General features: G+C 44.5%; 12 protein-coding genes and 1 other RNA gene. 5 read left to right on the plus strand and 8 right to left on the minus strand.

The window, feature by feature from the left end:
* Window positions 1-72 precede the first annotated feature (72 nt).
* Window positions 73-1,692, plus strand: a complete 1,620-nt coding sequence (gene cimA / locus MHH63_RS17525; RefSeq protein WP_340975599.1) for a citramalate synthase — start codon at window positions 73-75, stop codon at window positions 1,690-1,692.
* A gap of 577 nt (window positions 1,693-2,269) precedes the next feature.
* Here cimA and MHH63_RS17530 read toward each other — a convergent pair.
* Window positions 2,270-2,839 carry a TlpA family protein disulfide reductase gene (locus MHH63_RS17530; protein ID WP_341171856.1) on the minus strand — a complete coding sequence of 190 codons (570 nt, stop codon included), beginning with the start codon at window positions 2,837-2,839 and terminating at the stop codon, window positions 2,270-2,272.
* Between the two features lie 154 nt (window positions 2,840-2,993).
* On the opposite strand from MHH63_RS17530, the gene MHH63_RS17535 reads away from it, so the two are divergent.
* Window positions 2,994-3,473, plus strand: a complete 480-nt coding sequence (locus tag MHH63_RS17535) for a M67 family metallopeptidase (protein WP_341171857.1) — start codon at window positions 2,994-2,996, stop codon at window positions 3,471-3,473.
* Here MHH63_RS17535 and MHH63_RS17540 read toward each other — a convergent pair.
* Genes MHH63_RS17540 through MHH63_RS17550 form a run of 3 tightly spaced genes read right to left on the minus strand, consistent with a single transcriptional unit; the run spans window position 3,455 to window position 6,708 of the window.
* The gene (locus MHH63_RS17540; protein WP_038569828.1) at window positions 3,455-4,204 is read right to left on the minus strand and encodes an exonuclease domain-containing protein; all 750 of its coding nucleotides are present in this window, start codon (window positions 4,202-4,204) and stop codon (window positions 3,455-3,457) included. The two genes, MHH63_RS17535 and MHH63_RS17540, sit on opposite strands and share 19 nt — an antisense overlap.
* Complete coding sequence (locus tag MHH63_RS17545; RefSeq protein ID WP_076125162.1) at window positions 4,201-5,274, minus strand: DUF294 nucleotidyltransferase-like domain-containing protein; 1,074 nt, start codon at window positions 5,272-5,274, stop codon at window positions 4,201-4,203. The genes MHH63_RS17540 and MHH63_RS17545 overlap by 4 nt, the downstream gene beginning before the upstream one ends.
* A gap of 39 nt (window positions 5,275-5,313) precedes the next feature.
* Window positions 5,314-6,708 (minus strand): ammonium transporter, encoded by a 1,395-nt coding sequence (locus MHH63_RS17550; RefSeq protein ID WP_341171858.1) that lies wholly within the window; start codon window positions 6,706-6,708, stop codon window positions 5,314-5,316.
* A gap of 548 nt (window positions 6,709-7,256) precedes the next feature.
* On the opposite strand from MHH63_RS17550, the gene MHH63_RS17555 reads away from it, so the two are divergent.
* Together MHH63_RS17555 and MHH63_RS17560 are read left to right on the plus strand one after the other, a co-directional pair.
* Window positions 7,257-7,688: a MerR family transcriptional regulator gene (locus MHH63_RS17555; protein ID WP_036689305.1), complete on the plus strand. Its 432-nt coding sequence runs from the start codon at window positions 7,257-7,259 to the stop codon at window positions 7,686-7,688.
* Window positions 7,689-7,723: 35 nt separating this feature from the next.
* Window positions 7,724-8,395: a zinc metallopeptidase gene (locus MHH63_RS17560; protein ID WP_076125126.1), complete on the plus strand. Its 672-nt coding sequence runs from the start codon at window positions 7,724-7,726 to the stop codon at window positions 8,393-8,395.
* 36 nt (window positions 8,396-8,431) lie between these two features.
* Here the strand turns inward: MHH63_RS17560 and MHH63_RS17565 are convergent, their stop codons facing one another.
* Together MHH63_RS17565 and MHH63_RS17570 are read right to left on the minus strand one after the other, a co-directional pair.
* Window positions 8,432-9,346: a LysR family transcriptional regulator gene (locus MHH63_RS17565; protein ID WP_076125124.1), complete on the minus strand. Its 915-nt coding sequence runs from the start codon at window positions 9,344-9,346 to the stop codon at window positions 8,432-8,434.
* A 4-nt stretch (window positions 9,347-9,350) separates the two neighbouring features.
* A complete protein-coding gene (locus MHH63_RS17570; RefSeq protein ID WP_076125160.1) occupies window positions 9,351-9,986 on the minus strand; it encodes a rhomboid family intramembrane serine protease in 636 nt (211 codons plus the stop codon).
* 117 nt (window positions 9,987-10,103) lie between these two features.
* Between MHH63_RS17570 and tpx the strand changes: the two genes are divergently transcribed.
* Window positions 10,104-10,622, plus strand: coding sequence for a thiol peroxidase (gene tpx / locus MHH63_RS17575; RefSeq protein WP_076125122.1), 519 nt, complete (start codon window positions 10,104-10,106; stop codon window positions 10,620-10,622).
* A gap of 190 nt (window positions 10,623-10,812) precedes the next feature.
* Here the strand turns inward: tpx and MHH63_RS17580 are convergent, their stop codons facing one another.
* Together MHH63_RS17580 and ssrS are read right to left on the minus strand one after the other, a co-directional pair.
* The gene (locus MHH63_RS17580) at window positions 10,813-11,202 is read right to left on the minus strand and encodes a DUF1499 domain-containing protein (protein WP_036689295.1); all 390 of its coding nucleotides are present in this window, start codon (window positions 11,200-11,202) and stop codon (window positions 10,813-10,815) included.
* A gap of 159 nt (window positions 11,203-11,361) precedes the next feature.
* Window positions 11,362-11,553, minus strand: a non-coding RNA gene (gene ssrS / locus MHH63_RS17585) — 6S RNA.
* Between the last annotated feature and the right edge of the window lie 19 nt (window positions 11,554-11,572).

The following is an 11,572-nucleotide window of genomic DNA, read 5'->3' on the forward strand; positions in this document are numbered from 1 at the left end:
AAAGTTCTTTGTTACATTCCCGCGTAAAAATGCTATAATATATAAATTCATTTCCCTATAAGGAGGACTCTCATGTCTAAGTCCATCTCCATCTTCGATACTACATTACGCGACGGCACCCAAGGTGAAGGCATCAGTCTGTCGGCTGACGACAAGCTGAAGATTGCCAAGAAACTCGATGATCTGGGTGTGCACTATATTGAAGGTGGCATCCCGGGAAGCAACAATAAAGACATTGAATTTTTCAAAAGAGTCAAGGAGCTTCATCTGAACGCCAAAATTACAGCGTTCGGCAGCACTCGGCGGAAGAATTCCTTGGCCGAAAACGATGACAATTTAAAACGTATGATTGACGCAGGGGTTCCTGCTGCTACACTCGTCGGAAAATCTTGGGATTTCCATGTACACACTGCATTACAGACTACGCTTGAGGAGAATCTCGCCATGATCGGCGACTCCATATCCTACTTGAAACGCCAAGGCCTTGAAGTGATTTTTGATGCCGAGCATTTCTTCGACGGATACAAGAATAATCCTGAATATGCAGCAGCTGTTCTGTCCAAAGCCCGGGAAGCCGGAGCAGATTGGCTTGTAATGTGCGATACCAACGGTGGGACCTTACCTTACGAAATTCATGAGATTGTTACCGCTCTAAATCAACAATTGCCCGGAGCCAATCTCGGAATTCACACTCACAATGACTGTGAGCTAGCGGTTGCCAATGCACTTAGCGCCATCGGAGCTGGAGCACGGCAAGTACAAGGTACCATTAATGGTTACGGTGAACGGTGTGGTAACGCCAACCTATGTTCTATTATTCCTACACTACAGATCAAAATGGGTTATCACTGTATTCCAGGCGATTCATTATCGCAGATTACCAACACTGCCCGCTATATTAGTGAAGTGGCTAATGTTAATCTGCCGGTAAATCAGCCTTATGTCGGAAATGCAGCTTTCGCACACAAAGGTGGAATCCATGTCTCCGCCATCATGCGTGATTCACGGACCTATGAGCATATCGCTCCTGAGCTTGTCGGGAACAAGCAGCGTGTGCTGGTCTCCGAACTTGCCGGACAGAGCAATGTACTCTCCAAAGCACAGGACATGGGTTTAAATCTGGATCCAAGCAGCGAGCAGGCTCGCCGGGTGATCGAGAAGATTAAAACGATGGAACATCAAGGTTATCAATTTGAAGGTGCCGATGCCTCACTGGAGCTACTCCTTCGGGAAGCTACCGGCGAGATGAATGAAACCTTTACCTTTGAATCCTTCAAGATGTTAGTTGAGAAAACCGCAGAACATCCAGTAGTATCTGAAGCGTTCGTGAAACTGAAAGTTGGCAGTGAGAATCTTTATACTGCTGCTGAAGGTAACGGTCCAGTCAACGCACTCGATAACGCGCTTCGTAAAGCATTACAGACCTATTTCCCACAATTAAAGGAAATGCATCTATCCGACTATAAAGTCCGTGTAATAGATGAACAGGATCAGACTGCAGCGAAGGTAAGGGTATTGATTGAATCCAAGAACTTCACAGACACCTGGAGTACGGTTGGTGTCTCCAGTAACGTAATTGAAGCCAGCTGGGAGGCTCTTGTTGACAGTATGCGCTACGCGCTTCTCAATGAGCTCTCATTGGAGAATGAGAAGACGACCAGCAATGAACCTAGAGGCCTGGTCAATCATTAATTGATCACTTATAGAATTTTGTAAGACAAAAAAGAAGCTTCCCAAAAGTAGAATTCTACTTATAGGGCAGCTTCTTTTTTATTAAATAGGCTATATAACGGACTATTACTTTAGCCCATAGACTATGGCCGGTGGGCAGTGTGCGGTGCGGGGTGCGTGGGGTGCGAGTTCGGGTGCGGGTGCGGTAGAGTAATTAGGGAAAAACTCCCTGAAAATAGCCGATATTCGCTATAAATGAACAGAAATAGGGAATTCCTCCCTAAAAACCAAGGTAATTTCATTATTTCCCACCAAAACAGCTAGATTAGAGGGATATTTTCCCTAATTATTCGTTGAATGACCCGAGATCTCGAAATAATAGGGAGAAATTCCCCAATTGTTCTAACTCGGCTTCCTTCGGGGTTCAAACCATTTCTGCTCCACGGTATAGTGAAATTAATGCTTGCTGTCTACTAAAGTAAATCGCGGCTGACCAAAAACGCAGATCAGCGATCCTCCAATAAGAAGAATCGCTGATCTGTAGACTTTTGCTGTTTGGAGAAAAAAGCAGATCTGGCTCCACATGGGATAGCCTGCTTCATGATTCGGTAAGCTTGATTATTTTCTCCTCCAACTCTTCAGGACTAAGAATACCTAGAATAATCTCAGAGATCACTCCATTCTTATCAATGAGCACATTGGTGGGAAAAACAGCTCCATTATATTTGCTGTACACCTCATCTTTTACATCAAACATAACCGGAAACACAAGACCGTATTTCGTGATAAAACGTTCAGCATTGGGTTTATAATCCTGACTGCTCACATTAATACCGTAAATATCTAGAACATCCTTATACTTAGTGGCCATGGTATTAAGTTCAGGAGCTTCCTGCTGGCAGGGATCACACCATGAAGCCCAGAAATTAAGGATTACCGCTTTATCTCTGGGGCCATCAACAACATAGGTAGTCCCATCTGTTCCCTGAAGTGAAAACGAAGGTGCACGCAGTCCAGCCTTAGGTCCGCTCTTCATCGGCAGCTCATTTTGTTGCGCAAGCACAGCTTCTGCTTTGGGCTCACGATTATGCCACACCGCAAACACAGCAACACATACAACTATGAGTAATACTGTTATATTTAATTTATTACTTGCTTTCATAGTCATCTGTTCCTTTACGATTGGAATAGTTTTCTACTATTGTACCCTCAATAGGTTAAATTTCAAACCATCCATTTTTTACACAATAATATATACTTTTATAATAAAAAAGAGGGTTTCGTCTGCGACGAAACCCTAATGAAGAGAGAGGGGTGAACAAATGGCAGCATTCCAGGGAAATGTCCAGCCTATTAGACTGAAATATTCCGTACAGCAAGCACTGGGGAAGCACCTGCTGTCCTGTTATCCGCATGAAGCATGCGGAGTCCTGCTGGGTGCTGCCGCAGCGGGTGGCATGCTCATAGATACTTACGTACCCTTGCGCAACGTAGCGCCAGACCCGCTGCAAACCTTTACTCCCCACCCTGAAGAGTGGATTAATGTATTGTACAATGAACCAACTATCATCGGACTATTTCATTCCCACCCACATTCAGCACCTATCCCTTCAGTTGCCGATTATAAAGGACTAACAGCACTAGGACCTGAGTTTGCGCTTTATCTTATAGGTTCTCCCAACACCAAAGATAGCGGCAATCCCATTCTGAACGGATTTTATATTGAGCGTTTGCCTGATGACCGCGGCGGTAATTTGTTCCGCGGTTTATCTCAAGCCCCGCTTCACGTTCTACTTAAATAAGCATAAAGATCACCCAAGGTATCCACTTGGCCGCGCTCCGAAATTTCCCGCAGGTAGATCACCCACAGCTGTGCTGTCATCTTTGCGTCTTCCAAGGCATGATGACGGCCATGAATCGGAATTTCATGCACATATAGCAGCTCATCCAGCGAATAATTACTTCGCTGTGGCTCAAGCCATCGCGCTAACATCATCGTGTCCAGCACACGGTGTGTTAGCTGAACTTTAGAGGTTTTCCATAAAGCAGCATTAAGAAAAGCCTTATCATGTGAGCTTGCATGTGCAACCAGCACATTCTGACCTACAAAGGACATAAAATTATGAAGGCCATCCATTAAGGAGGGAGCGGATTGTGTCATTTCTTCCGTAATCCCAGTCAGCCTTGTAATATCCTCCGGAATAGCCGTCTGACAGTTCACCAGTGTATAAAAGCATTCCTCTTCTTTGATCTGCTCTCCAACAACCTTGACGGCTCCAAAAGACATAATCTCATCCCCATGCTGATGGGAAAAGCCTGTAGTCTCTAGATCAAAGATCACTGTCTCTAATTCAGACAATGGGGTATGCAGCACCTCAGGCCGCCGTTTCTCTCGCATCAAAGATCTAATAAAGGCCATTTGCTGCGCAGTCTGTTGTGCAGTTTCTCCACCTCTCATCGAAGCAATTGCCGAGGGCATTCCACCTTGTCTTAGATTACTCCAGAATCCTCCGCTTTTGTTCGGCTCCCTCATGACCGCCACCTTTCCGCTGAGCGGAGCTGACGCTGCAGCGCCCGATGAAGGCGTCTGACAAGCAGCAGGCTTTCACGCAGCTCAGACAGCAGCTGCTTATTCTTCAATTCACTCTCAGCTACATAATCACTGCTGATTAACAATCCATCCTGAACACTATATGGCGTGTTCACTCGCAACCGCATTGCTAATAAGAAAGCTCTGCGGATATCCTCTAAATGTTGATATTTCCCAAGCCTATCAAGCGCTTCAATCCGCTCTAATGTCGAGCCAGCTCTAATGCCATGTAGTAATGACAACCGTCTAACAATGTTCACTAACGGAATATAGACCCCATACTTAACATCAAATCCGCCTGCATAATCACCAAACCGTTCTGTTAACACCTGTCCCAGTAAATTCAAAGTCGCTTTGTGGCGTACTGTATTGCGAAGAACAGCATTAGACAGCTGCTCATTTTCCTCAAAGCCTTCATAGAAAGCTTCTTGCCACTTCGCTGATAACTTCACGCTTCCTGCCACATGACGCATATCAGAAGAGATAATAAGATACCGGATCGGCTCCCATTCCAACTGAGTTCTCCAGCTATCAAGCTGCTCTATCCATTCAGATAATGTCTTACGCCACATGACTTGGGAGCACATTACCTTCCCCGCACATTTCTCATATCCTACTTCTTCAAGCATATCGGATAACAAAGTTCCGAAAAATTCGAAATAGCGATTTTTTTCCCCATCAGGCTCTCCTTCGACTATCAGGCCATTATCCTGATCGCTCCAAAGCGTTGCCTCCTGCCTCCCACTGCTGCCAAACACAATAAAGGAATAAGCACAGGGAGGCGGGCCATAGCCCGCCTCTTTCATCTGCGCCTCACATATGAGTACTGCGGTTTGGGCAATAAGATCATGCATAGTATTCACACGGAACATCCATTCCTCTATAGGAATAACATTCAACTGTTCGAGAAGTACTTTTTGACAGGCAACACGCCTCTCCCTAAGCTCCTCTGACGAACCGGCCAATACGATGGTCCTAAAGCTTTCTTCATTATACTCATCTGTTAACTCCATCGATGCCACACGGTCCGCCTCCCTGTCCGAGTTGAAATGTTATTGTTTAAGGGTTTTGGATTCCGAATCTGCGATCAATTTCATTTGCTCAGGGTATCCGTAAGTACCATGCTCACTGATATCCAGACCCATTAATTCTTCTTCTTCTGTAACGCGAAGTCCGATAGTTACCTTCATTACATACAAGATGATGAAAGAAAGAACGGCTACGAAAACAAATGTTCCAACCACACCAAGCACTTGAACCCCTAGTTGATGGAAACCGCCACCGTAGAACAACCCAGCTTCACCTACCAAGCCGCCTTTAGTAATAAGCTCAGGTACAGCGAACAGACCCGTTGAAACTGCACCCCAGATCCCCGCAATACCATGCACCGAGAAAGCATAGATTGGATCATCAAGCCCTGCACGTTCCAGCCATTGGGAAGTCATGAATGTAAAAGCACCGGCTACAAAACCAATAATGATTGCTGCCCATGGATCAACGAAAGCACACGCTCCTGTGATTGCAACCAATGCAGCCAGAACACCATTCAGCATTGCTGGAATATCAGATTTACCAAAGTACAACCAAGAAGCAATCAATGCTGCCAAACCACCTGCTGCTGCTGCGATGTTCGTTGTTAGGGCTACGTGACCGAAGAAACCGCCCATTGGGGACAAAGCACTACCTGGATTGAATCCGAACCAACCAAACCAGAGGATAATAACACCGAGTACAGTAAATACTTGGTTATGACCTGGAATGATCACGGGTTTACCTTCTTTATTAAACTTACCAAGCCGAGGCTTAAGCAATATGGTTGCTACCACTGCTGCCGTTGCACCTGTAAGATGGACAACCGTGGAACCTGCATAATCTTGCATACCCAGCTCAGCCAACCAGCCACCGCCCCATACCCAGTGAGCTACAACTGGATAAATTACGACGGAGAACAAAATTCCGAAAATGATATACACACTTAGCTTCGCACGTTCTGCCATACCACCAGATACGATAGCCAAGGAAACTGCTGCAAAGGCCATTTGGAATAAGAATTTAACATTTAAAGTAACATCAGAAAATGCAAGTGATTCAAAAGAAGCTGCGGTTGAATCTCCTCCGTACAAGAAGCCTGTAGTACCGAAGAAGCCATTGCCGTTACCGAAACCAAGTCCAAAGCCGATAGCCCAGAAGCAAAGACTTGCGATAGCCAGAGTAAGTACTGTCTTACCTGCTACGTGCCCTGCATTCTTCATCCGAACCGAACCCGCTTCGAGCATTGCAAACCCTGCTTGCATAAAGAATACTAAAATGAATGCCAGGAAGGTAAACGCTGTGTCCAATCCGACTTGTAAGTCAACGTTCGTCGGACCGTCCGCTGCAAAAGCACTTACCGGATAAATCATCAGTGTAATCATGGCCAGTAACATCATCAACCATTTCTTTTTCATTTTTACCCCACTCCCCAATGTTATATTTTCTAACAAAGCGTGAAACTCTTAATGTCATTATAATCAGAAGTCAGGTAAATTGACAAGACTATTTTAGGAATGTTTTTATTTTATTTTATTTGAGCACACGAAATTTTCACAGTACTAATGGACTAGAGGTCCTAAAGGCCTGATTCTAGCTGCATTTTCATTAAAATAACTACGCGCACAACCTCATTTATATTACCTGATAATTGAACGCATCTTTTACCAAAATCACAAAATACATAACATTTAATGTTATATATTGGGGTAACTTATAGTTTTCAACCCCAATCATTCTTCAAATTTGATATCCCTTTGAGTTTGAGTGTATTGTATAGAAACTACAGATCACCGTTCATGAATTAACCCTTCTTTACTGCATATACTTTATGAAAGTATGACGTTTGACTGTATGGTTTCCAGTTTGTTATCATTACAGATAGCATAAGAAACCATCAATTTAGGAGATGACCGCCACTTATCGGCAGTCGTATTCAATTAGTGAGGCGAGATTAAATGGGGATATGATTTTGTATCGAATTGGAGAATTAGCTAAGGCTGCTCACATTAGTGAACGAACTATTGATTATTACACGAAACTGGGATTAATCTCCCCGGAATCTAGAAGCACCAAAAATTATCGGCTATACAGCCATGAAACCTTGGCTGCTTTAGAACGTATTACTCAATTAAAGCATGACAAGTATTCATTGGAAGAAATCAAATCTATGCTAGGCAAATGGAACGAGGCAACACCAGAAACTGACGTCTCTGATAAATTAGTTGAGTTAGAGCAGCAAATGCAGCGGCTAGAACGGGAAGTAAAAGCCCTTGAACCTCTTATTAGTGGTTTGAAGCCAGGACAGGCCAGTCGCGTACTTTCAAATCTGCTCCCTCAGGGATTAGCCTGCATGGAAGCGATCCGGCTATTGCTTACGCAAGGACCGCCAATGTAAATACCATATTTACAATACAGTGGAGGAATGCATCTATGTTTATGTACCTATTAGTAATTATTGCTTTTCTTTTCTCATTGTGGGCACAGTTTAGAGTTAAAGGAACCTTCAGCAAGTGGTCAAAGGTAGCCAATTCGAACGGCCTGACTGGATATGAAGCCGCGAGACGTATGCTCGACGCTAATGGCTTACACGATGTTCCGATTGAACCTGTAAGAGGTACACTCTCAGACCATTATGACCCCATCCACAGAGTTGTACGCTTATCTGAGCCTGTCTATTATGAAAGTTCCATCTCTGCAATTTCTGTCGCTTGTCACGAAGTAGGCCACGCGATTCAGCATAAAGTAAGTTATCCTATGTTGACACTTCGTCACCGGATGTTCCCGGTAGTTAATTTCGCATCAGGCATCGCGCCTTTCATGCTGATGGCAGGTTTCATCTTCGGTTACTTTAATCTTATAGGCTTGGGTATCATTTTCTTCTCAGCAGCTGTTGCATTCCAGCTCGTAACGCTGCCTGTAGAATTCAACGCCAGTAACCGGGCTCGTCAGGTCATGGTAGAACAAGGTTTCATCCGCAACGAAGAAGAACGCGGAGTAGCAAAGGTTCTCAACGCCGCTGCTTTAACTTATGTTGCAGCCGCTCTAGTATCGTTGCTTGAATTGCTCCGCTTGATCACCGTCTTTTTAGGCAACCGCGACTAATATCACATACCTCTAAACAACAAAAACCCCGGAAGGCTAAGAGCCGACCGGGGTATTATTTTGCCTAGCTTTAAAGTAGGAGATTAAAAAAGTCCGAAAGGAACGTGCCACCAGCGGTAATTTACTATCTGTACGGTAGATCAAGCCAACCGTTCTCGTCACCGCAGGCTCCACAACCTTCACCTGGGCTGGTTGAAGAGGATTCGTCTGATAGAACGCCATCTCCGGAAGCAGGCTTACACCCATCCCTGCGGCCACCAAACCACGAATGGTATCGGTCTCTCCACCTTCAAAAGCAATCTGCGGTTGGAATCCCGCCTGCAAGCAAGCTTGCCAAACGATAGGTCTCAACGAATAGCCTTGGCTGAATAGAACAAACTTCTCTTTTTGCAGCTGTTCCAACCGAATTTCAGATTCTCCTGCCAGCCGGTGATTCTGAGGAAGAATCGCAAACAACTCTTCAGTCATTACAATATCCCCCGAGACATGCTCATCATTCTCCGGAAAAGGCGAAATGAAAGTTAAATCCACTTCGCCAGACAATACGTCTTTTATCAAAGAAGGGTAAGATCCTTGTTTAAAACGAAATTTGACATGAGGATAATACTTACGAAAATCTGCAACGATAGTCGGGATGAGATGTGTGCCAAGGCTATGCGGGAATCCAATCCGAATCTCACCACGCTCGGGATCCAGAAATTCATGCACCTCATTTACCGAATGCTCCAGCTCCTTAAGGATACTCTCAACCTTCTTGCAAAAGAGCTGCCCAACAGGGGTAAGCTGCAGATTGCGCCCTTTTTGCATGAATAGATCAACCCCAAGCTCTTGCTCCAGCTGATGAATCTGACGGCTTACCGCAGACTGCGCTACATGAAGCTCTTCTGCCGCTCTTGTTACATGTTCTTTTTGAGCTACCTTTAAAAAATATTGCAGCTGTCTTAGCTCCACTCCATCATCGCCCCTGTCTTAGGCTTTTTTTGAATATACGAATAATTAGCCCATATACGAAAAAGCCAGAAACCAAACCTCCGAGATGTGCAACCCAATTCACATTCGGTGTAGCAAACGACATAATGATCCCGATCATTAGCAATCCGTATAAAGTCTTACGCGAGCCCTCATCCATCATCGCCCGTTGAATAACGGCAATGTATAAAAATGCACCATAAATGGCGTAGATTGCTCCAGAAGCACCAACCGAAACCGTACCAACCTCTACTACTGAGCGGGCACTAATCGCAATTGTAAGCAGATTTGCCAGAAAACCACCCGCCACATAGAGCAGCGCATAACGCCACCAGCCCAGCAATCGCTCCAGAGGCGGTGCAAACACCAGGAGAGCGAAGCAATTAAAGAACAGATGGGAAAACCCATTATGTAAAAAAATAGCGGCCAGATAGCGCCACAGTTCCTCTTTGTACGGACTCACATCTACTATAGCACCAAAATCAATAAGCGTTTGAATATTAGTTGATCCTCCGTTAATTACCGTCAGGATAAACATGATCACATTGGCCAATATGAGCAAACAGGTTACCGGATAATACCGGACATAACTTTTCCAATTTTCGTATCGAATAAATATCATAACACCCATCCCTTTACATATATATCTTGTCCGGTTGGACATCTTCCTGCTATTAAGATTATAATTTATTGTGGCAGTAAGAATCCAATATTATAATTCGAGGAGGAAAACAAGGATATGACGCAAGAAAAAACAGGCGTAGCTACTTTTAAAGGCAACCCCATCACTCTCGTAGGACCTAAGCTAACAGCTGGTGATCCTGCACCCGATTTTGTTCTGAGCAAGAATCTTCTAGAAGACGTGTCTCTAAGTGATTATGCCGGTAAAATCAAGCTAATCAGTGTTGTCCCTTCTCTTGATACCGGGGTATGTGACGCACAGACCCGCCGGTTCAACAGTGAAGCCGCAGAGCTTGGTGACGATGTGGTAATTCTCACGGTAAGCACGGACCTGCCGTTTGCCCAAGCTCGCTGGTGCGGTGCTGCCGGTATCGATCGAGTTATTACTCTATCCGACCACAAAGCAACCTCATTTGGACAAGCCTATGGTGTGCTGATTAAAGAATTCCGCTTAGATATGCGCTCCATCTTTGTTCTGGATAAGAACGACAAGATCGTATATGTTGAATATTTGAGTGAAATGACCGAGCACCCTAACTATGAAGATGCTATTGCTGCCGTGAAGAAGCTGCTCTAATTCTTTAATCAGTAGCGGTTATTCCAACAATACTTAATTATCTCTGTTAAAAAAGCGGCAGAAGGTCCATCCTTCTCCCGCTTTTTTTTGTAATAGAAAGATTTATCGATAACACACTGAGCAGCTCACCGTTTACGTAAACGCATTCATACTACCCCTAAGCAAGAAGGGTTTGACGGGCCTCTAAAATTCAGTCTGCTTTGTATTTTCCTAATTTTTTGTCCAAAGATGCATACAAGCGTTGAATCACACGGTAATTCGCCCCGAGATCACCAAGTGAACCTCTAGATGCAGAATACATATCTACACCACAACGAACAGGCGTCGTATTTAGCACCGATACCGTAATGTCCAGCGTACGGCCAAATGCCGTTCTTTTCTCAAGAGTAATCTCACCTACAGACTCCACTTCGTGAAGCACCTTAAATCCAGGAACTTTCTTTAAAGTTGATGAAACTTCTTCCCATGCTTTGTCTTTAGTTAGATTGTAATAACGCGTTTTTAATGTCGGATCTTTGGCGCGGTCGCTTGTTCCATCATGACTGCGGAATAAGCCAACCAAGGTTCTTTTTAACGACAAAATTCTTCCCCCTCTACAAATCCCAAGTTCATTATTATAAGTGTAACACTCTTGTCTCAGGAACAAAAGGGTATAACTCACTTTCCCTTTATTCCAGACATACAAAAAAGCGCCCGCTCCCATTATTCACGGGAAACAGGGCGCCTTGGCTTAAACAAGAGAAAACCCGCTTATGCCGTCCGGCTACAGTGTCTTCTGAACCTGCTAGAGCAGGTGGGTGATCGCAGAAAACGTTTTTGAATTCCCCAAGTCATATAGACAGGGCGGTTCAGCTGCGCTTCGTGTAGATCTCCCAAGACATTATCATTGGTTCAAAACAACGAGTAACCGTAACGTACATCGCAGGATTTGTTATTATTATATTGCGTTT

This window comes from Paenibacillus sp. FSL H3-0310, from assembly GCF_038002785.1.
Lineage (GTDB): Bacteria > Bacillota > Bacilli > Paenibacillales > Paenibacillaceae > Paenibacillus_AQ > Paenibacillus_AQ odorifer.

Bases quoted from the DNA above. Each gene is read 5' to 3' on its own strand.
- cimA (WP_340975599.1), top strand. From the start codon at position 73: ATGTCTAAGTCCATCTCCATCTTCGATACTACATTACGCGACGGCACC.
- MHH63_RS17530 (WP_341171856.1), bottom strand. From the start codon at position 2,839: ATGACTATGAAAGCAAGTAATAAATTAAATATAACAGTATTACTCATA.
- MHH63_RS17535 (WP_341171857.1), top strand. From the start codon at position 2,994: ATGGCAGCATTCCAGGGAAATGTCCAGCCTATTAGACTGAAATATTCC.
- MHH63_RS17540 (WP_038569828.1), bottom strand. From the start codon at position 4,204: ATGAGGGAGCCGAACAAAAGCGGAGGATTCTGGAGTAATCTAAGACAA.
- MHH63_RS17545 (WP_076125162.1), bottom strand. From the start codon at position 5,274: ATGGAGTTAACAGATGAGTATAATGAAGAAAGCTTTAGGACCATCGTA.
- MHH63_RS17550 (WP_341171858.1), bottom strand. From the start codon at position 6,708: ATGAAAAAGAAATGGTTGATGATGTTACTGGCCATGATTACACTGATG.
- MHH63_RS17555 (WP_036689305.1), top strand. From the start codon at position 7,257: ATGATTTTGTATCGAATTGGAGAATTAGCTAAGGCTGCTCACATTAGT.
- MHH63_RS17560 (WP_076125126.1), top strand. From the start codon at position 7,724: ATGTTTATGTACCTATTAGTAATTATTGCTTTTCTTTTCTCATTGTGG.
- MHH63_RS17570 (WP_076125160.1), bottom strand. From the start codon at position 9,986: ATGATATTTATTCGATACGAAAATTGGAAAAGTTATGTCCGGTATTAT.
- tpx (WP_076125122.1), top strand. From the start codon at position 10,104: ATGACGCAAGAAAAAACAGGCGTAGCTACTTTTAAAGGCAACCCCATC.